Below are 18,599 nucleotides of genomic sequence, written 5' to 3'. Positions count from 1 at the left end.
GACGGTCATCCCCATCAGGCCTGGACGCCGCCCTCGTCGTCGGGCTGACCTGGCACCTGCGGCTCCCCGGAGCCGCACAGGCCGAGCGTGATCGCCTGGTACCTCGCGAAGTCCGGCGACCCGGCCGAGGCGGCCAGGTACTCGTCGGCCGGCAGCTCGGCGTAGTACTCCACGGCCTCCAGCAGGTCGGCCGAGGCCTGGGTGCCGGCGGCCTCGTCCTCGGCCTCGGCGAGCGGGACCGCCTCCTCGAAGCGCGCGACGGTCTCCACGAGCTCGCCGCGGTTGAACGCCTCGATCCCGGCCACGACGAGGTCGCAGGCGCTGCGGCCGGTGGGGGTGCCGTCGTCCGGCGCGGCGTCAGGCACGAAGACCTGTGCGTCGCCGACCTCCTCAGCAGGCGCTCCGGCGCAGGCCGCCAGCGGCAGGGCCAGGGCGACGGTCGCGACGAGGCGCAGCAAGAGGCTCACGCCTCGACCGTAGGCGACCGGCCAAGCCTGGGTCGCGGCGTAGGTTCGAGGCATGACGCCTACTGAGCTGCTGGCAGACGCCTTCGACCGGGTGAGGGAGAGCGCCGAGGCGGCGCTCGAGGGCCTCTCGCCGGAGGACCTCGCCCACCGCCCCCGGCCCGAGGCCAACCCGATCGGCTGGCTGGTCTGGCACCTGACGCGCGTGCAGGACGACCACGTCGCCGACGTGGCCGGCACCCAGCAGGTCTACACCGCCCAGGACTACGTCGGGCGCTTCGCACTCCCGTACGACGCGGGGTCGATCGGCTTCGGGCAGTCGAGCGACGAGGTGGGTGCCGGCACGTGGGAGACCGGGCTGCTGCTGGAGTACCTCGACGCCGTGCACACGCGCACCGTGGGCTACCTCGACGGCCTCACGGCCGACGAGCTCGACCGGGTCGTCGACGACCGGTGGGACCCGCCGGTGACGCTCGGCGCCCGGCTGGTCAGCGTCGTCAACGACGACCTGCAGCACGTCGGGCAGGCGGCGTACGTGCGGGGGTTGCTGGGGAGGTGACCTGGTGGGTGGTGGCAGTCTCACATCCGAGGCGGAGAAGCTGCCGTCACCAGGGCGAGGGGTCGTAGTCCTTCAGGAAGTGCCCGTGCAGGTCCTCGCCCGCCTCGCCCCGCACGACCGGGTCGTAGACGCGGGCTGCACCGTCGACGAGGTCGAGCGGCGCGTGCCACCCCTCGGCGGCGATCCGGAGCTTGTCCTGGTGGGGGCGCTCGTCGGTGATCCACCCGGTGTCGACGGCGTTCATCAGGATCTGGTCGGTCTCGAACATCTCGCCCGCCGAGGTGCGCGTCATCATGTTGAGCGCGGCCTTGGCCATGTTGGTGTGCGGGTGCCCGGCGCCCTTGTAGCGCCGCGAGAACTGTCCCTCCATCGCCGACACGTTGACCACGTGGGCTCGCCCTGACGCGGCCGCGGAGGCTGCCGCGGCCAGCGCGGGACGCAGCCGGGAGACCAGGAGGAACGGGGCGACCGAGTTGCACAGCTGCACCTCGAGCAGCTCCATCGGGTCGACCTCGTCGACGGTCTGGGTCCAGGAGTTGGTGGTCTGGAGGTCGGGCAGCAGCCCACCGGCATCGACGGCGGTGCCGGCGAGGTGGGCGTCCAGCGAGGCGTGCCCGGCCTTCAGGGCCAGTGCGGTCAGCGTCGCGGCCGAGTGGGAGGCGCGGGCGTGGTCGAGCGACTCGCCGTCGTGAGCGGCCACGGCCTCGCGTGACAGGGCACCAGCGATCGCGGCGGGGTGGGCCTCGGAGATCCGGTCGAAGCGCACCATCTCCGGGAGGTCCTGCCCGGCGATCGCGTCCGGGAGCGGCTCGGCCTCGGCAGCGACGAGGGGCGCGTAGGCGCCGGGGGAGCGCCGCACGGTCTGGCAGGCGTTGTTGATCAGGACGTCGAGCGGCCCGGCCGCCGCGACGTCGTCGGCCAGCGCGACCACCTGGGTCGGGTCGCGCAGGTCGATCCCGACGATCTTGAGCCGCCCGATCCAGTCGGCGGCGTCGGGCAGCGAGGAGTAGCGCCGTACGGCGTCGTGGGGGAAGCGCGTCGTGATCGTCAGGTGGGCACCGTCGCGCAGGAGGCGCAGCGCGATGTACATCCCGATCTTGGCGCGCCCCCCGGTGAGCAGCGCGCGCCGCCCGCTCAGGTCGGTGCCCTGGTCGCGCTTGGCGTGGGAGCGAGCAGCGCACGTCGGGCACAGCCAGTGGTAGAACGCGTCGACCAGCGTGTAGTCGTCCTTGCAGATGTAGCACCCACGCGGGTTGATCAGCTCGCCGGCGAAGGCGCCCGACGTGGGAGTGGTGAGCAGCGTCCCCTCGGTCTCGTCGTCGATGCGCAGCGGCGACCCGGTGGCAGTGGCCTCGGTGACGGCACGGTCGTGGGCGAGCTCCTCGGCGCGCTTGGCGGCGCGCCGGTCGCGCTTGAGCGCCTTGTACATGTGGGAGGCCGCCCGCTTGACCTGGACGTGGTCGGGGTGGTCCTCGGGGACCGTGTGCAGCTGCCCGAGGACGCGCAGGGTCGCGGCGAGGTCGTCGGGGTCGATCACCCGCGGATCCTACGGTGGACTCAGCCGGTCTCGGGCACCCGCGTCACGCGGTAGCGCACGAACGACGGCACGGCGAGGGCCGCGACGACCACGCCCACGACGACCAGCACCCCACCGCCGGCCGCCGCGGCCGCCGTACCGATGAGGGCAGCCGACGCTCCGTGCGCCACGTCGGCCACGCGCGGCCCACCGGCGACCACGACGATGAAGATGCCTTGGAGCCGACCGCGCATCTCGTCGGTCGCCACGGTCTGCAGCATCGAGGACCGGAAGGCGGCCGAGGCCATGTCGGCGGCGCCGCCGACGGCGAGCAGGAGCACGGCGGCGACTAGCATCGTGGTGCGCAACGAGGCGGAGGCTCCGGCGATGCCGACGGCGACACCGAACCCGACCATCGCCGCACCCCACACGAGGATGCAGACGACCACCGCACGCCCCTGAGCCTCGACCCGCGACACCCAGCCGGACAGCACGCCTCCGACCACGGCGCCGATCGGGATGGCGGCGAACAGGAACGCGAAGGCGAGCCCGCCGGCGTCCGGACCGTCGAAGGACTCCGAGGCGATCTCGGGGAACAACGCCCGCGGCATCCCGAAGACCATCGCGATCAGGTCGACGACGAAGGACATCATCAGCACCGGTTGGGTCCGCAGGAAGGTGAAGCCCTCCACCACCGAGCGCAGCCCGGGGGTCGGGGCACGCCCGAGGCCGCCGGCGCCCTCGGGCCGTTCGATGCGCAGCGACGGCAGCCGCACGACCGCCGACAGCGTGGCGAAGAGGGTGATGGTGTCGATGAAGTAGAGCCACTCGAGGCCGATGAACGGGATCAGGATCCCGGCGACGAGAGGGCCGGCGATGCCGCCGGCCATCATCACCGTCATGTTCAGCGAGTTGGCCGCGGGCAGCAGGTCGGGCGGCAGCAGCCGCGGGAGCACGGCGCTGCGTGTGGGCTGGTTGATCCCGAAGAACGCCTGCTGCACCGAGAACAGGCACAGCAGGAGCCACACGTCGGTGCTCCCGAGGGCGGCCTGGACCCAGAACAGAGCGCTGGTCCCGATCAGCCCCGACGTCGAGATGATCAGCAGGGTGCGGCGGTCGAAGACGTCGGCGAGCGCGCCGCCCCACAGTCCGAAGACGACGAGCGGCACGAGCCCGAAGAGTCCGGTCAGTCCGACGTACGCCGAGGAGCCGGTGTCGGCGTAGATCTGCGCCGGGACGGCGACCACCGTCAGCTGGGCGCCGATGACCGTGATGATGTTGGCGGTCCACAGCCGCCGGAAGTGGTCGTTGCGCAGCGGTCGGGTGTCGGCGACGAGTCCGCGAAGCCGCTCCCTCACGGCAGGTCCACGTGCGCGAAGCAGAGGTCGAGCAACCCGAGAAGGACGCTCACGGTTGCACAGGTGCCACGCCCGCGGCGTGGCGTTGGCCGAGCTCGCGGTAGTAGGTCGCGTTGGTCTCGACCCAGAACTCCGAGGAGGTCCCCTCGATCGGCTTGGTCGCCTTGCACGGGATCCCTGCTGCCACGACTCCCGCGGGGATCACGGCGCCGGGGGTCACCACCGAGCCCGCGGCGACGAGGGTGCCGGCACCGACCCGGGCACCGTCGAGCAGGGTGCTGCCGTTGCCGATCAGTGCCTTCTCGCCCACCTCCTCGCAGTGCACGACGCACCCGTGCCCGATGGTGGCGTCGGGACCGATGGTCAGCGTCGCCTCGGGTGCGGCGTGGAGCACGGAGTTGTCCTGCACGTTGGTCCCGGCGCGGACCACGACGGTGCAGATGTCGGCGCGGATCACCACGCCGTACCAGATCGAGGCCCCGGCCTCGACGGTCACGTCGCCGATGAGCGTCGCCGTCGGGGCGACGAACGCGTCGGGGTGGACGACGGGGTGCTTGCCCTCGAAGGAGAAGAGATTCACGCACTGACGCTAGCGTCAGGGCATGGCCGGCCTCTTCTCGACCCTGCGAGCTGTCAGGTCCCAGGCCACCCAGCGAGCCCAGCGGCCGGCCCCGCCCCCGACGCCTCGCAGCGAGGCGATCGTGCAGGTCCTCGTCGGGATCGTGATCGGCGCCGGTGCGGTGTACGTCGGAGCCGTCACCCGCCGCGGTCCGGTCGTGGCCCTCGTGGTGCTGCTCATCGGCGCGGCCTACCTGCTGCGCAACCGGCGCCGGGTGAAGTGGATGGCGCGCGGGGTGCTGGGGAGCGGGCTGACCGCACTCGCGGCGATCCTGGTGATCCTGCTGGCCGGTCACGACGTGGTCTGAGGTCGAGCAGGAAGGTCGGTGTGCTGCGACAGTCCTGGTGTCGAGATCCCACAATTGTGGAGTTGTTGCACGGTTTCGGCTCAGAACCCGGTCCAAACGCCACAATTGTGGCGTCTGGACACGCCCGCACCACGACGGCTCAGCGGTCGGCGCAGTAGCGTCGAACCCATGACCACGGCCCCGCAGCCCGACCTCGACGCCCTGACCGCGGCCCTCGAGCAGCAAGGGGTGCGGGGGGTGACGATCGGGTGGGTGGACAACAACGGCACGGTCCGCTCGCGCACCGTGCCGACGGCGGGGCTGGCGACCGCGGCGCGCAAGGGCGTCGGCATCTCCTCGACCTTCGCGGTCTTCGACTCCCACGACGCGGTCACGTTCGCCTTCGAGGGGATCGCCACGCCGTCGGGCGACGTCCGGCTGGTGCCCGTCATCGAGTCCGCCGCCGACGTGACCCCGCTGGCCGGCCAGCTCGGTCAGGCCTGGGTCAACGGCCGCCAGGTCGCCGCCGACGGTGGACCGTGGCCCTACTGCCAGCGAGCCGTGCTCGAGCGGCAGGTGGCGGCCGCGGCAGCGGCGGGCTTCGAGGTGCGGGCCGGCTTCGAGATCGAGATGGTCGTCGTCCGCGACGACCTGCTGGCCGACCCCCAGGGCAACGACTGGCGCCCGGCCCACCGTGGTCCCGTCTACTCACCCAACGCCCTGCGTGACGTGGACGAGTTCGTCCATCAGCTGCTCGGCGACCTGGCCGCGCACGGGATCTCGATCGGCCAGCTCCACGCCGAGTACGGCGGAGCGCAGGTCGAGATCGCCCTCGATGCCCTGGATCCGCTCGCGATGGCCGACACCCAGGTGCTGGCGCGCCAGACGATCCACGCCGCCGCCCGCGCGCATGGTCTGCGCGTCAGCTTCGCCCCGATCACCACCACCGACGGCGCCGGCAACGGCTGGCACCTGCACACCTCCCTGGTCCGCGACGGGCGCAACGCGTTGACCGGCACCGAGTCCGACTCCGACGAGCACGGGCTCTCCACGACCGGGCGCGACTACCTGGCCGGCTTGCTGCGCGAGCTCCCCGGGCTGGTCGCGGTCACCGCCCCCACGACGGGCTCGCTGATGCGGCGTCGCCCCGGCTTCTGGGCCGGCGCCTACCGCTTCTGGGGAGTCGAGAACCGCGAGGCCGTGCTGCGGCTGGTGCCGTCGTCCCCGCTGCTCGGCACCGAGCACACCAACGTCGAGCTCAAGGCGTGCGACGCCTCGGCCAACCCCTACCTCGCGCTCGCCGTCACGATCGCCGCCGGTCTCGCCGGGGTCCGCGACGGCGCCGGGGCCGCTCTGCCCGACCCCGTGCAGGACGACGTCGGCGGCTGGGACGACGCCGCGCGCGCGGCGGCCGGGATCACGGCCCTGGCCACGACGCACGAGGAGCAGCGCGTCCACCTGCTCGCCAGCGAACTCGTCCGCGACGTCCTCGGTGAGGAGCTACTCGGTGCCTTCGTCGCCGTCCGCGACGCCGACGCCGCGTGGGCGGCCGAGCACACGCCCGAGGAGACGGTCGCCTCGCTGAGGTGGCGGTACTGACCGTGACGGGTCCCGCGACGCCCCCGGAACCCCGGTCACCCGTACGGCGGCTCGCCGGCGCCGACGCGATCCTCGCCGTCCACGGGCCGGCGCTGCCGCAGCCCGACCAGCAGTGCGAGCCGTTCGCCGCGTGGGCGGCCCTGCACGCGGTGCTCCCGGACCCGCCATCGGTGACCGACCTCGCCGTCGCCGCGGGCACCCGCATCTGGCCGCACGACACCCCGGCATGGCGACCGGCGGGCGCGCCATTGGACCGCAGCGGGTGGGACCTCCTGCCACGCGCCGCCACGGCCGACCGGAGCGGCACCGACGCCGCTGCCCTGGCGGCCGGCCTCGCCCGCGAGGTGTCGGGCGTGAGCGTCGTGCCCGCCCGAGGACCGGGCGCCACGCCCGACCTGCTGCGCCGGCTGATCGCCCTCGACCGCCCGGTCGGGGTCGTCGCCAACCTGCGGACCGGCCACGTCGCCCCCGCGGAGATGGACTGGGACGTGGGGCACTTCGCGGTCGCGTGGGGCATCGTCGGCGACCGGGTCGCGCTCGCCGACTCCTACGCCGAGCTCGGGGCAGCCGGACTCCCGGCCGGGAGCCGGTTGGTCGAGGCCGGGTCGCTCGACGTCGCCACCGCCGAGCGGGGCCTCCTCCTGCTGGCCGCGCCGGAGGACGTACCGGCTGCCGAGGAGGCGGTGGTCGCGGCCGGGTTCAGCCTCGGCCTCTGGGCGACCTGATCAGAGGTCGGCGTCCATCGCCGCGGTGAACTCACGCTTGACCGAGCGCCACTGCTCGTCGGTCATGCCGCGGCGCCAGTACGGCGAGCACGACATCGCCTTCGCGGAGAGTCCGCGCTCGAGCACGAGGTGACGGCGGATCGCGCGGATCTCCTCGGCCTCGCCGTGCACGAAGACCTGGGGGGTGCCCGAGGGGAAGTCGAGTGCCTCGATCGCCCCGGGCAGCGAGGTGGCCCCGCCGCGGTGCAGCCACTCCAGGTCGAGCGTGCCGGGGCTCGTCAGCGGCACCTCGTGCTCAGGGCCGTTGCAGACGAGGCGGACGACGGCCCGCGCCGTCGTCGGCAGCACTTCGAGGGCGGCGGCGATGGCGGGAAGCGCCGACTCGTCACCCACGAGCAGGTGCCAGGCGGCCCTCGCGTCGGGGTGGTAGCCGCTGCCGGGACCGTTGAAGATCAGCACGTCCCCGGGGGAGGCCGCGGCCGCCCAGGGGCCGGCCGCCCCCTCGTCGCCGTGGACGACGAAGTCCAGGCTGAGCAGGCGCTGCTCGGCGTCCCAGGCACGCACGGTGTAGCGGCGTCGGGCCGGCCACTGCTCGCGCGGCAAGGTCTCCACGACCTCGCGTGGGTCGAAGACCGGGCCGTAGGACACGCCCGCGGGTGGGATCGCCACGTTGACGTAGGTGTCGCTGGCGTCGGGCATCTCGAACTCGTCGAGGCCGGATCCGCCAAGGACGACGCGGACGAGGGTCGGCGTGAGGTGCTCGGTGGAGACGACCTCGCCGTACATGGTGGCCATGGCCTCCATGGTGCAGGACGCTCCACTCCCGGGTGAGCGAGGGGGCTTGGTCGAGGGGGTTGACTCCCCTCATGAGCAGCCGCGCCCCGATCGAGCCCGGTCCCGGCCAGGAGTCGGTCTGGGACTACCCGCGCCCGCCCCGGCTGGAGACCAGCACGGCCTCGATCCAGGTCGTCCTCGGCGGCGAGACGATCGCCTCGACGACCCGGTCCTGGCGGGTGCTCGAGACCAGCCATCCCCCGACGTACTACCTGCCTCGGGAGGCGTTCGTCGGCGGTGCCCTGCGCGAGGCCGACGGGTCGTCGTTCTGCGAGTGGAAGGGGATGGCGTCGTACTTCGACGTCCTCGGAGGTGGTCGGATCGCCTCGCGGGCAGGGTGGACCTACCCGTCGCCCACCGGCGGCTTCGCCGACCTGGCGGGCGCGGTCTCGGTGATGCCGGCCGCGATGGACCGATGCGTGGTCGACGACGAGGTCGTCACGGCGCAGGAGGGTGGCTTCTACGGTGGCTGGATCACCTCGACGGTGGTGGGACCGTTCAAGGGGCAACCCGGCTCGTGGGGGTGGTGACGGGGCGGGTGACGGCCGCCGGTCGGCTCACGAGGTTTCGAGGCTCGCTGCGCTCGCACCTCGACCAGCGTCGGGGACCCGCGGGCGAGGCTCGCACCTCGACCAGCGTGAGGCGATCGAGCCGCTACTTCCGGCAGGCGCTGCCGTCGTAGTAGAACGCCTGGCCCTTCAGCAACCGGCACGCACCCGTGGGGAAGAACTCGCCCGAGCCGGGGCCACCGTTGCAGGGGCCGTCGGACTCTCCCGGCAGCTTGACCCACAGGCGCCCGTCGAACGCGCCCTTGAAGACCAGCTTGGGGTCGGCGCCGAGGCGGGCAGCCAGCGGGTTGCAGACGTCGCCGTTGGCGGGGCCCTTGGCACCGGCGCCGTTGCGGGAGGTGTCGACGATGTAGCGGACGCCCTTGACCTTGCGCTTCTTCAGCTGCTTGATCAGGGAGCGGGCGTAGGCCGTCTCGTTCTTGTTGGTGCGCGTGTTGGCGACGTTGGTGGCGAACCCGCGCGCCTTCTTGATGCCGGCCTTCTTGAGCAGCGGCGCCATGTGGGTCGAGGAGCGCCATCCGGAGTGGCCGGCGTCGATGTAGACCCAGGCGCCGGCCTGGGTGAGCTTCTTCGTGGCGAACTTCAGCAGCCCGAGCCGGTCGCCGCGACCGGTGCAGTCGGGGTTGTCGATGAAGGGGATCGCGTCGGGCTCGAGGACCACGATCGCCTTGCCGCCGCGCATCCCGTTGGCGACCTGGGCCACCCACTTCCGGTAGAACGCGTCGGTGATCTGGTCGTCCTGCGAGGAGTACAGACCACAGTCACGGTCGGGAATGTTGTAGACGACCAGCAGCGGGGTCTTGCGGGCCGAGCGTGCGCGCGCGATGTAGGCCTTGGTGGCCTCGCGTGCGGCGGAAGGACTCGTGTAGTAGTCGGTGATCCACAGCGGCTGCGCCCGCTTGCCGATCGCCCTGAAGGCGTCGCCGGCGTTGGCGGCCTTCATCCGGTCGTCGACGAAGAGCCCGCGCCTGGTCCGGGGGTCGGGCTTCGGACGGGTGTTGAGCGGGGCGGTGGCCGAGAGATCCCCAGCGGACGTTGCGCTCGCCGTCCGGGCATCGGCGGGCCCGGGCACGACGGCAAGACTCGCCAGGAGGGCGAAGATCAGGGCGCCGAGAGCGGCGCGCACGCTGGGGAAGCACACTGGTCCAGTTTAGGTCGGCGAGCGGTGCCCGGCAGCGGATCGGCGGATCCCGCGTAGGCTCCCCGTCGTGACGAACGCTGCCCCCGGCTGGTACGCCGATCCGTTCGGTCGGCACGAGGTCCGCTACTACGACGGCTCCACGTGGACCGAGCACGTGGCCTCCCACGGGCGGCAGAGCACGGACCCGCCGGTGCAGGGTCACGTGCCCACCGTCGACCGAGCCCCGGAGAAGGTGCAGCGCGACGTCGAGCGCGCGGGTACGGCGGGACAGGCGGCCTTCTCCGGCGGTGGCTCGTTGTTCACCGAGCCCGTCCTGGTGGTCAACCAGAAGGCCAAGCTCATCGAGGTCAACAACGAGTACGCGATCTACGACCAGCATGCCCGCCAGATCGGTGCTGTGCGCCAGGTCGGGCAGAGCGCGCTCAAGAAGGCCGCGCGGGTGCTGACCTCCTACGACCAGTTCATGACCCACAAGCTGCAGGTCGTCGACGCCAACGGGGCACCGGTGCTGGCGATCACGCGGCCGGCGAAGCTCGTGAAGTCCAAGGTCATCGTGCAGGACGCGCGGGGCAACGAGATCGGCCAGCTCGTGCAGCAGAACGTCTTCGGCAAGATCCGCTTCGGCCTGATCGCCGGGGGCCACCAGATCGGCTCCATCAACGCGGAGAACTGGCGGGCGTGGAACTTCTCGATCCGTGACCACGCCGACGTCGAGGTGGCCCGGATCACCAAGACCTGGGAGGGCCTGGCGAAGACGATGTTCACCACGGCCGACAACTACGTCGTCCAGATCCACCGCCCGCTCGAGGGGCCGCTGCAGGCGCTCGTGGTCGCGGCCGCGGTCAGTGTGGACACCGCGCTCAAGCAGGACCAGCGCGGCCTGGGCTGAGCTCGTCCCGAAAAGTCTTTCGGGGGGTGTCGTATCGCTACGTCCCGGTTCGTGGTGAGGATGAGAGGCAGCCACTCGGGCCGCCGCACTGGAGGAGAAACCCATGTCGCAGTACTTCCTGGCCGTCAACCACGACCCCGCCGACACCACCATGGACGAGATGACCCCGGCCCAGATGCAGGAGCTCTTCGCCGCCGTCGACGCGTTCAACACCGAGGTCAAGGAGCAGGGCGCCTGGGTGTTCGCCGGCGGACTGCAGCCGCTCGAGATGAGCACGGTGGTCGACAACACCGGCGCTCAGCCGGTCATCACCGACGGGCCCTACGCCGAGTCGAAGGAGTACCTCGGCGGCTTCTGGGTGATCGAGGCGCCGGACCTGGATGCCGCGCTGGTGTGGGCCCAGAAGGGGTCGAAGGCGTGTGCCGGCAAGGTGGAGGTGCGTCCCTTCCAGGACGAGCCCGAGGCCTGAGCGCCGGCCCGGCGCTCGAGGAGGTCGGCGTGGAGAGCCTCGAGCGGGTCTACCGCGAGGAGTTCGGCCGGGTGGTCGCCTCGCTCACGCGGCGCTTCGGTGACCTCGACGTCGCCGAGGACGCCGCGGGCGAGGCGCTCCTGGTCGCCCTCGAGCGCTGGCCCGTCGACGGCGTGCCGGCCAACCCCGGCGGCTGGCTGACCACGACGGCCACCCGCAAGGCCATCGACCGGCTCCGTCGCGAGTCGCACCGCGACGCCAAGCACCAGGCGGCCCACATGCTGCATGACGACACACCCCACGAGGCCACGGGCGTGGTGGAGGACGACCGGCTGCGGCTGATCTTCACCTGCTGCCACCCGGCGCTGGCGCCCGAGGCCCGGGTGGCCCTCACCCTGCGGCTCCTCGGCGGGCTCACCGTCCCCGAGATCGCCGCAGCGTTCCTGGTGCCCGAGACCACGATGGGTCAGCGGATCACCCGCGCCAAGAGGAAGATCACCGCGGCCCACATTCCCTACCGGGTGCCGTGCGCCGCGGACCTCCCGGCGCGCGTCGACGCGGTGCTCGCGGTGCTCTACCTCGTCTTCAACGAGGGCTACCTGTCGACCTCCGGGGACGCCCCGCTGCGCGAGGACCTCACCGCCGAGGCGATCAGGCTCGCCCGGATCCTGCGCGGCCTGCTGCCCGACGCGACGGAGGTCACCGGCCTGCTCGCCCTGATGCTGCTCATCGACGCCCGCCGTACGGCGCGCCTCGCGCCGGGTGGCGAGCTGATCACCCTGGACGAGCAGGATCGCTCGCGGTGGGACCGTGCAGCGATCGACGAGGGGCACGCCCTGGTGCGCGAGTGCCTGGCCCTCGGCAGGCCGGGGCGCTACCAGCTGTTGGCCGCCATCAACGCCGTGCACACCGACGCCCGGGACGTGCGCGACACCGACTGGTCGCAGATCGCCGCGCTCTACACCCAGCTGGCGGGCATCGACCCCAACCCGATCGTCGCCCTGAACCGGGCCGTAGCGATCGCCGAGCTCGACGGCCCCGAGGTCGCGCTGGCGCTGGTCGACGCGCTGCCACTCGACGCCTACCACGCCTGGCACGCCACCCGGGCGGACCTGTTGCGCAGGCTGGGTCGCAGCGAGGAGGCACGGGCGGCGTACGACCGGGCGCTCGGGCTCAGCGACAACGCGGCCGAGGCGGCGTACCTGTCGCGGCGGCGCGACCAGCTCGGCGGTTGAGTCTGGGAGTGCCCTGCTGAGCCCGGCGGGGCACTCCTCCGTCCCGATCCCGACCCGACACGCCGCGGATCCGCCCGACAGGCGACGGAAACGGGAAGGACTGTTCCGGCCCCGACCGTCTACCGTGGCCTCGTGACGATCTCGCCGCTGACCCTGCCCGATGCCGAGCACGCCGAGGAGTGGGTCCGGACCCGCGCCGAGGAGGGGATCGCGGCCGCCCGTGCCCTGATCGACGGCTTGCGCGAGGACCCGCCCACCGAGGCGATGGCGGCCCTGCTGGTGTGGGACGAGGCGGCGCTGCAGCTGGGCAACGTCGCGGCGATGGGCTCGCTGTACGGCAACGTGCACCCCGACGAGGCGGTCCGCACGAGTGCCGAGAAGGCCGAGCAGGACGTGATGCGCCTGATGACCGAGCTGAGCCTCGACCGCGGGCTCTACGAGGTCTTCGCCGGGCTGGACGCCTCCGGGCTCGACGAGCAGGCGAGCCGGCTGATGGCCAAGGTGCTGGCCGACTTCACCCGCGCCGGCGTCGACCAGGACGACGAGACCCGGGCCCGGATCACCGCGATCAACGAGCGGCTCACCGAGATCGACCAGGAGTTCGGCAAGGTCATCCGCGACGACGTGCGCACGATCCGGGTGGCTCCCGAGCGGCTCGCCGGCCTGCCGCAGGACTTCCTCGACGCCCATGAGGCCGCCGACGACGGCCTGGTGACCGTCACCACTGACTACCCCGACGCCGTCCCCACCCGGATGTTCGCCCACGACCAGGACGTTCGCCGCGACATGACGGTGGCCTTCCTGGAGCGCGGATGGCCGGCCACCGACCCCCTGCTGCGCGAGATGTTCGACCTGCGCCACGAGATCGCCAACCTCGTCGGGTACGCCGACTGGGCGGCGTACGACGCCGACGTGAAGATGATCAAGGAGGGCCCGGCCATCCCGGCGTTCATCGACAAGATCGCCGACGCGGCAGCCGAGCCGATGGAGCGCGATCTCGCGATCCTGCTCGAGCGCTACCGGGCCGACTTCCCCGACGCCGAGCGGGTCCCCAACTACGACGCGCCCTACTACGAGGAGCTGGTCCGCAAGGAGCAGTACGACGTCGACTCGCAGCGGGTGCGCACCTACTTCGCCTTCGACAAGGTCCGCCAGGGGCTGCTGGACGTGACCGGCCGACTGTTCGGCCTGCGCTACGAGCGGATCGCGGACGCGACCGTGTGGGACGCCGATGTGGCCGTGTACGACGTCCACGACGCCGCGGCGGGCGACGACACGGCTCCGCTGGGACGGATCTACCTCGACCTGCACCCCCGCGACGGGAAGTACAAGCACGCCGCGCAGTTCACGCTCACCGACGGGGTGGCCGGCCGCCAGCTGCCGGAGGGTGTGCTGGTCTGCAACTTCTCGCGCGGCCTGATGGAGCACGACCACGTCGTCACGCTCTTCCACGAGTTCGGCCACCTGGTCCACCACGTCCTCGGCGGGCAGGTGCCGTGGGCGCGCTTCGCCGGGGTGGCCACGGAGTGGGACTTCGTCGAGGCGCCGTCGCAGATGCTGGAGGAGTGGGCCTGGGACCCCGACATCCTCAGCAGCTTCGCCACCAACGCGGCCGGCGAGCCGATCCCCACCGACCTGGTCGAGTCGATGCGGCGCAGCGACGACTTCGGCAAGGGCTACACCGCGCGGGTGCAGATGTTCTACGCCGCGATGTCCTACTACTTCCACGTCGAGCGGCCCGCCGACCTCACGGCGAGGATGATCGAGCTCCAGGAGCGCTACTCGGCGTGGCCCTACCTCGACGGCACCCACATGTTCGCCAGCTTCGGCCACCTCGGTGGCTACAGCTCGGGCTACTACACCTACATGTGGTCGCTGGTCATCGCCAAGGACCTCTTCAGCGCCTTCGACCCCGCCGACCTCTTCGACGAGGCCGGCACGGGGGTCGCCGGCCGGTACCGCGACTGCGTCCTCGCCCCCGGTGGCACGAAGGACGCCGCCGACCTCGTCGCGGACTTCCTCGGGCGGCCCTACACGTTCGACGCGTACGCGGCGTGGCTGGCGGAGTAGCCCCGGGCCGACGACCCCGAACAGGACGGTGGGCCACCGGGGCGAGTCCGGGTCGTGACTCGTGATCGGTGTCAGGACCCCACAATTGTGGCCGCATGGCAGCGCGACGTGCTCCCGAGGTTTACCGTGACACCATGTCCGACCACGCGCTTGGCTTCGACCTGACCCCCGACCACCTCGAGCTGAAGAACTGGCTCCACACCTTCGCCGCGGACGTGATCCGCCCGGCCGCCTCCGAGTGGGACGAGAAGGAGGAGTTCCCCTGGCCCGTGGTCGAGGAGGCCGCCCAGGCCGGCATCTACTCGATGGACTTCTTCGCCACCCAGGGCTTCGACCCGACCGGGCTCGGCATCCCGGTCTCGATGGAGGAGCTGTGCTGGGGTGACGCGGGCATCGGGCTGGCCATCGTCGGTACGGCGCTGGCCGCCGCAGGTGTGAGCTCCAACGGCACCCAGGAGCAGGTGCTCGAGTGGGTCCCGGAGATGTTCGGCAGCCCGGGTGACCTCAAGCTCGGCGCGTTCTGCTCCTCCGAGCCGGACGCCGGCAGCGACGTGGGTGCGATGCGGACCCGTGCTCGCTACGACGAGGCCACCGACGAGTGGATCATCAACGGCACCAAGACCTGGGCGACCAACGGCGGACTCGCCGACGTCCACGTCGTCACGGCCGTCGTCGATCCCGACCTCAAGACCCGCGGTCAGGCCAGCTTCGTCGTACCCCCCGGCACCAAGGGGTTGAGCCAGGGGCAGAAGTTCCACAAGCACGGCATCCGTGCCTCCCACACCGCCGAGGTCGTCCTGGACAACGTGCGCGTCCCCGGCCGCTGCCTGCTGGGCGGCAAGGAGAAGCTCGACGCCCGGCTGGCCCGGGCCCGTGAGGGCTCCAGCGCCAAGGGCAACGCCTCCATGGCCACCTTCGAGCGCACCCGCCCCGCGGTCGGCGCCATGGCCGTCGGCATCGCGCGCGCGGCCTACGAGGTGGCGCTCGACTACGCCAGGACCCGCGAGCAGTTCGGCAAGGCGATCATCGAGAACCAGGGTGTGGCCTTCATGCTCGCCGACATGGCGGTCTCGATCGACGCCAGCCGCCTGCTCGTCCACCGCGCTGCCTGGATGGCCAGCCAGGGCAAGGCGTTCAACGCTGCCGAGGGCTCGATGTCCAAGCTGATGGCCGCCGAGACCGCGGTCAAGGTGACCGGACAGGCGATGCAGATCCTCGGCGGCAACGGCTTCACCCGCGAGTACCCCGTCGAGCGGTGGGCGCGCGACGCGAAGATCTACACGATCTTCGAGGGCACCTCCGAGATCCAGCGACTCGTCATCGCGCGCACCGTGTCGGGGTCCCCGATCCGGTAGGGCGTCGCATCGCGATTTCAATCCGACGTTCTTTGAAATCCTCCGCGAGCGCGTCCAGGATCCGACAGGATTGGTGTGTCGAGATCCGGGATCGGCGTCTGCGGGGCTGTGAGGGCGGCCCCGACTTCGAGGGGGATCTCAAGTGCTGCGCGCGTGTCTACGACTTCTGCTTGTCTCCGTCCTGGTTGCCACAGGACTGGCCGCCACAGAAACAGCGGCTTCGGCGGTTCCCGCTCATTGCACCTACGTGTATCAGAGCGACGAGTGCTACATCGCCATGAAGCACAGCGCCGGCGTCGACCGCTTGGCCATCGCAGACCCGGGGACGACGGATGCCGACGGCTACCTGGACCCCTCCTACTTCCGCAGCCCCGCCGCGGACGTAGGCTTCCGGGCCAACGGCTTCGACCGCAACTTCCTCTACTGGGCCAAGGTCGGCTTCACCGACGACTACGGGCTCGACGACTGGTCGGGGTGCTCCACAGCCCGGACTGTTCCGGCGGGGGTGCAGCCGTTCTGCGATGACGTGGCGCCGCGCAACGAGTGGGGAAGGATGTGGTCCGGACAGTCGAAGCTGAAGTTCCATGGCAACGGCTTCATCGCGCTCGTCTGCGGCAACTTCAGCGACCCGGTGGACGGTCCGATCCCGGAGATCTTCGGTCAGAAGTTCGAGGACAGGAATGGCAACAAGGCGAAGGACCCGGGCGAAGGGTGGATCAACGGCGTCGTCATGCGTCTCTACAAGGGCGGCGTCAAGCTGGCCGAGACCACGACCTCCGGCAACGGCGACTACCGGTTCAAGCTCGACGCCGAGGATGACGAGCGCTTCACCGCAGGCACCTACACCGTGCGCGAGGTGGTGCCGGCCGGCTACGAGGAGACCACCCCCGAGCGCTCGGTGAGCGTGGCCTACGACACCGGCTTCAAGGAGTACGAAGTCGGGCTGATCGGCAACCGCAAGGTCACCGACGTCCAGATCACCAAGACCTCCGTAGTCAACCCGACCACAGCGGGTCTGGAGAGCGAGTGGGACCTGGTCATCCGCAACAACGGGCCGTGGCCTGCTGCCGACGTGACGGTCAGCGACACCTTCCCGTCCGACTACACCGCCATCACCCACGTCTCGCACCCGCAGTGCTCGGCGAGCGGGCTCTCGTTGTCCTGCTCTTTCGGCACGCTGGCGGTGAACGCGACGCGGACGGTGACGGTGCGATCGCTCTCGCGGCCCGACCTGCTGCCGAGGGACATCTACAACACGGGACGGGTCGCCACGACGTCCTTCGAGCGCAACCTCGACAACAACGTCTCCACCGACAAGACACCCCTCGTGACCAGAGCCGAGGTGTCGGTCACCAAGGCGGCCGATCGGACGACGTACTACGGCGGTGACCTGATCACCTACACGATGGTGGTGACCAACGACGGCCCGTCCTGGGCGCGCCAGGTGGTCGCCACCGACGACGTTCCCGACCGCTTCGAGGTCCTCGACGCGACGAGCAGCGCAGCCACACCGTGCCTGACCTCGCCGAACAGCCAGGAGGTGTCCTGCGACCTCGGCACGATGAGGGTGGGCCAGCAGCACACGATCACGATCAAGGGCCGCGTCCGGGGCAAGCACCCGGACGAGGCTCCCCCGACGGGCCACGAGCACCTGCTGGACGTCCAGAAGGTCGACCGCACCTGGGAGCTGGACGGCGGCGCCGACGGCACGTTCGACCTCGACTGCGGCGCGCGAGGCTACGTCACCGACGTGCTGGTCCGGGTCGACGCAGTGGATGGTGGCACGACCGACCAGGTGACGCGCCTGGGTGCGTTCCCCACCTCGCGCACGGCGGGGCGCATCGTCCTGGACAACACCGCGGCCGGACGCGCCCAGGGCAACATGGAGCTCGTCTGCCTGGCGCCCGGCACGGTGGACGGCAACGACCACGACCACGAGGTGCTGGCCGGCTCGGTCCGCTCGGCCGCGCACACCCTGCCCGCCGAGCCCGCTGACGCCAGCGACCCGAACGGCGTGTCGACCCACTCGGTGGTCGTGGATGCCGGACTCGGCACGCACGTCGCCGCGCCGGGCTACGAGGTGGTCGCGGGCTCCGCGAGACTGATGGAGTCCCACCTGCGCGAGTACGGGTGGGAGCTGGTCTTCGAGGTGCCGGACGGTGACGTCGACGCCGTCGTGACGGTCAGCTACGTACCCCTGCAGGCGCGACTGAGCTACGCGGACGCGAGCCGTACCCACCCCCGGCACACCCACGAGCTCCTCCTCACCCACCCGGAGATCACCGTGACCCTGCCCCCGGGTCGCAGCGAGCACCAGGTGACCTGCGCCTCCACGCAGGGCAAGGGCGCCAAGGGTCTGACGGCCACCTTCACCTACCCGCCCGACCCGTCGGCCGAGCCGGTGACCTGGCGCTACTCGGTGCTCAACCCGACCTCGCAGCCGATCGAGGCGACGTTCGACCTGGTCTGCCTCGAGCTCCAGCCCGGTCCGGACAGCGAGTTCCACACGCCCGAGAACACGGTGGTGGTCCAGACCGATACGCCCGACGACGACCCGTCGGACAACACCGACTCCGTGACGGTGCTGGTCATCGTGGCGGCCGAGGGCGACCCCGTCGCACCGCCGACGACCCCGACTCCGGCCGGTCCGGCGCCCGCGCCCATCGCCGTGCGCAAGGCGGTCAGGCACGGCCGCACCATCGTTGCCAGGCTCCTCACCGAGAGGTCGGGGCGGGCCACGGTCGTGGCCATGCGTCACAAGGCGCCGCTGAGGACGTCGCAGGTGCGCGTCCAACGAGGCGAGCCGGAGCGGATCTCGCTGCGAGCCAAGAAGCTCCGGCGAGCGACCCACCTCGTCGTACGGCTCAAGGGTGACCGCGTGCGGGTGCGCCTGCGCTGAGGACGTGGTGCT

The 18,599-nt window shown here is 71.4% G+C and carries 17 protein-coding genes; 11 read left to right on the top strand and 6 right to left on the bottom strand.

Features of this window, described 5'->3' with window-relative positions; translation table 11 throughout:
• Positions 1–14 precede the first annotated feature (14 nt).
• Positions 15–467 (bottom strand): hypothetical protein, encoded by a 453-nt coding sequence (locus Q1K33_RS02480; RefSeq protein WP_300400202.1) that lies wholly within the window; start codon positions 465–467, stop codon positions 15–17.
• Positions 468–519: 52 nt separating this feature from the next.
• On the opposite strand from Q1K33_RS02480, the gene Q1K33_RS02475 reads away from it, so the two are divergent.
• Positions 520–1,023, top strand: a complete 504-nt coding sequence (locus Q1K33_RS02475; protein ID WP_300400200.1) for a DinB family protein — start codon at positions 520–522, stop codon at positions 1,021–1,023.
• 46 nt (positions 1,024–1,069) lie between these two features.
• Here the strand turns inward: Q1K33_RS02475 and Q1K33_RS02470 are convergent, their stop codons facing one another.
• Genes Q1K33_RS02470 through Q1K33_RS02460 form a run of 3 tightly spaced genes read right to left on the bottom strand, consistent with a single transcriptional unit; the run spans position 1,070 to position 4,477 of the window.
• Entirely contained in the window at positions 1,070–2,560 is a 1,491-nt protein-coding gene (locus Q1K33_RS02470; protein ID WP_300400198.1) for an SDR family NAD(P)-dependent oxidoreductase, read from the bottom strand.
• Between the two features lie 20 nt (positions 2,561–2,580).
• A complete protein-coding gene (locus Q1K33_RS02465) occupies positions 2,581–3,897 on the bottom strand; it encodes an MFS transporter (protein ID WP_300400196.1) in 1,317 nt (438 codons plus the stop codon).
• 49 nt (positions 3,898–3,946) lie between these two features.
• Positions 3,947–4,477, bottom strand: a complete 531-nt coding sequence (locus tag Q1K33_RS02460; RefSeq protein ID WP_300400194.1) for a gamma carbonic anhydrase family protein — start codon at positions 4,475–4,477, stop codon at positions 3,947–3,949.
• A gap of 22 nt (positions 4,478–4,499) precedes the next feature.
• Here Q1K33_RS02460 and Q1K33_RS02455 point away from each other — a divergent pair, with 22 nt between their 5' ends.
• The 3 genes from Q1K33_RS02455 to Q1K33_RS02445 all read left to right on the top strand — a co-directional run bounded on the left by Q1K33_RS02455 (position 4,500) and on the right by Q1K33_RS02445 (position 7,126).
• Positions 4,500–4,823: a hypothetical protein gene (locus tag Q1K33_RS02455; protein ID WP_300400192.1), complete on the top strand. Its 324-nt coding sequence runs from the start codon at positions 4,500–4,502 to the stop codon at positions 4,821–4,823.
• A 168-nt stretch (positions 4,824–4,991) separates the two neighbouring features.
• The gene (locus Q1K33_RS02450; protein ID WP_300400190.1) at positions 4,992–6,401 is read left to right on the top strand and encodes a glutamine synthetase family protein; all 1,410 of its coding nucleotides are present in this window, start codon (positions 4,992–4,994) and stop codon (positions 6,399–6,401) included.
• A complete protein-coding gene (locus Q1K33_RS02445; RefSeq protein ID WP_300400188.1) occupies positions 6,389–7,126 on the top strand; it encodes a hypothetical protein in 738 nt (245 codons plus the stop codon). Before Q1K33_RS02450 ends, Q1K33_RS02445 begins: the two co-directional genes overlap by 13 nt.
• On the opposite strand, the gene Q1K33_RS02440 is transcribed toward Q1K33_RS02445, so the two are convergent.
• A complete protein-coding gene (locus Q1K33_RS02440) occupies positions 7,127–7,921 on the bottom strand; it encodes a siderophore-interacting protein (protein WP_300400186.1) in 795 nt (264 codons plus the stop codon).
• Between the two features lie 71 nt (positions 7,922–7,992).
• On the opposite strand from Q1K33_RS02440, the gene Q1K33_RS02435 reads away from it, so the two are divergent.
• A complete protein-coding gene (locus Q1K33_RS02435; RefSeq protein WP_300400184.1) occupies positions 7,993–8,490 on the top strand; it encodes a DUF427 domain-containing protein in 498 nt (165 codons plus the stop codon).
• 124 nt (positions 8,491–8,614) lie between these two features.
• On the opposite strand, the gene Q1K33_RS02430 is transcribed toward Q1K33_RS02435, so the two are convergent.
• Positions 8,615–9,670, bottom strand: a complete 1,056-nt coding sequence (locus Q1K33_RS02430) for a glycoside hydrolase family 6 protein (RefSeq protein WP_300400182.1) — start codon at positions 9,668–9,670, stop codon at positions 8,615–8,617.
• Between the two features lie 67 nt (positions 9,671–9,737).
• On the opposite strand from Q1K33_RS02430, the gene Q1K33_RS02425 reads away from it, so the two are divergent.
• From Q1K33_RS02425 to Q1K33_RS02400, 6 genes are all read left to right on the top strand, one after another.
• Positions 9,738–10,559 carry a phospholipid scramblase-related protein gene (locus Q1K33_RS02425; protein ID WP_300400179.1) on the top strand — a complete coding sequence of 274 codons (822 nt, stop codon included), beginning with the start codon at positions 9,738–9,740 and terminating at the stop codon, positions 10,557–10,559.
• A gap of 103 nt (positions 10,560–10,662) precedes the next feature.
• Positions 10,663–11,028, top strand: a complete 366-nt coding sequence (locus tag Q1K33_RS02420; protein WP_300400177.1) for a YciI family protein — start codon at positions 10,663–10,665, stop codon at positions 11,026–11,028.
• Between the two features lie 29 nt (positions 11,029–11,057).
• Positions 11,058–12,263 (top strand): RNA polymerase sigma factor, encoded by a 1,206-nt coding sequence (locus Q1K33_RS02415; RefSeq protein WP_300400175.1) that lies wholly within the window; start codon positions 11,058–11,060, stop codon positions 12,261–12,263.
• 132 nt (positions 12,264–12,395) lie between these two features.
• Complete coding sequence (locus Q1K33_RS02410; protein ID WP_300400173.1) at positions 12,396–14,333, top strand: M3 family metallopeptidase; 1,938 nt, start codon at positions 12,396–12,398, stop codon at positions 14,331–14,333.
• Positions 14,334–14,467: 134 nt separating this feature from the next.
• The gene (locus tag Q1K33_RS02405; RefSeq protein ID WP_300400171.1) at positions 14,468–15,688 is read left to right on the top strand and encodes an acyl-CoA dehydrogenase family protein; all 1,221 of its coding nucleotides are present in this window, start codon (positions 14,468–14,470) and stop codon (positions 15,686–15,688) included.
• A gap of 247 nt (positions 15,689–15,935) precedes the next feature.
• Positions 15,936–18,587, top strand: coding sequence for an SdrD B-like domain-containing protein (locus Q1K33_RS02400; protein WP_300400168.1), 2,652 nt, complete (start codon positions 15,936–15,938; stop codon positions 18,585–18,587).
• Positions 18,588–18,599: the final 12 nt, after the last annotated feature.

The sequence above is a fragment of the Nocardioides sp. genome (genome assembly GCF_029937575.1).
In the GTDB taxonomy this organism is placed as follows: Bacteria; Actinomycetota; Actinomycetes; order Propionibacteriales; family Nocardioidaceae; genus Nocardioides.
This window is presented reverse-complemented; position numbering and strand designations above follow the sequence as displayed.

Excerpts from the sequence above, each read along its gene's own strand:
- Q1K33_RS02475 (WP_300400200.1), top strand. The coding sequence starts at position 520 with ATGACGCCTACTGAGCTGCTGGCAGACGCCTTCGACCGGGTGAGGGAG.
- Q1K33_RS02455 (WP_300400192.1), top strand. The coding sequence starts at position 4,500 with ATGGCCGGCCTCTTCTCGACCCTGCGAGCTGTCAGGTCCCAGGCCACC.
- Q1K33_RS02450 (WP_300400190.1), top strand. The coding sequence starts at position 4,992 with ATGACCACGGCCCCGCAGCCCGACCTCGACGCCCTGACCGCGGCCCTC.
- Q1K33_RS02440 (WP_300400186.1), bottom strand. The coding sequence starts at position 7,921 with ATGGCCACCATGTACGGCGAGGTCGTCTCCACCGAGCACCTCACGCCG.
- Q1K33_RS02435 (WP_300400184.1), top strand. The coding sequence starts at position 7,993 with ATGAGCAGCCGCGCCCCGATCGAGCCCGGTCCCGGCCAGGAGTCGGTC.
- Q1K33_RS02420 (WP_300400177.1), top strand. The coding sequence starts at position 10,663 with ATGTCGCAGTACTTCCTGGCCGTCAACCACGACCCCGCCGACACCACC.
- Q1K33_RS02405 (WP_300400171.1), top strand. The coding sequence starts at position 14,468 with ATGTCCGACCACGCGCTTGGCTTCGACCTGACCCCCGACCACCTCGAG.